The following is a 791-nucleotide window of genomic DNA, read 5'->3' as shown; positions in this document are numbered from 1 at the left end:
AGCATCGCCTGACTTTGGCCACTTGCATCGGCGAGCGGGTAGACCAGATAAACCTGCTCGACGAATCCCTTGGTTGGCGTTTGGTAAGTCTTGAAATCCTCAATCGATTTCGCGGCGTGATCATTCATCGGTTCGACCTTTTTAGCTGCAATCACGGTGCGAGCGTTTTTCTCCAACACAGGCGTGCCAAAGTTGGTGTGATAGATCAGTTGGAACTCTTGCTCGTCGGCGCCGTGGTTCACCAGAGTGTCGGTAATGCGAAAGGTCGATTCGCCCGGGACTGTCGAAATTTCGGTAATCAGCTCGAGTTTTGGACCATAGAACATTCGCTCGTTGACGATGCCTTGCACCCGAATGCGATGCGGAGCTTCGTGATCGACCGAGACGGTGACTTTCGACGCTGGGATGTTGCCGATCTTGCCGTGTAGCGTCAGATCCATTTCAACCTTGTCGCCCACGTTGTTCGTGAACACGTCCTTGCCGGGATGCCCCGCATATTCCAACCCGCAGCGAACCATCCATTCGTTGAAGCCTTCGAGCCAGCCCAGGCCGCCTCGGCTTTCGAGATTGATATGTTGAGGATGGACCACCTCTTTGACGGGCGAGTCCCAGCCGAACCGAACACCTTCACCGTCGGAGTGATTTGAGTTCGCTCTTTTCGTGACTCGCAACACGCTCATGCCACGCGTCGGAATCACGACGATTTCGAGCACGCCGTTATCGATTGTGACGAGTTCGCTGCCCTCTTGTTTGCCGCCGTGCAGAGTCGTCTTTTCCACTGACCATGCGGG

At 55.0% G+C, this 791-nt stretch carries 1 protein-coding gene; it reads right to left on the bottom strand.

Annotated features, from left to right (window positions below):
- Positions 1-779: DUF4432 family protein (locus RMSM_RS25875; protein ID WP_201767078.1), on the bottom strand; the 779-nt coding region annotated here is incomplete at its 3' end.
- Between the last annotated feature and the right edge of the window lie 12 nt (positions 780-791).

The sequence above is a fragment of the Rhodopirellula maiorica SM1 genome, from assembly GCF_000346295.1.
GTDB classification, from domain to species: Bacteria; Planctomycetota; Planctomycetia; order Pirellulales; family Pirellulaceae; genus Novipirellula; species Novipirellula maiorica.
The sequence above is the reverse complement of the archived record's forward strand: the minus strand, read 5'-3'. Positions and strand labels throughout refer to the sequence as shown.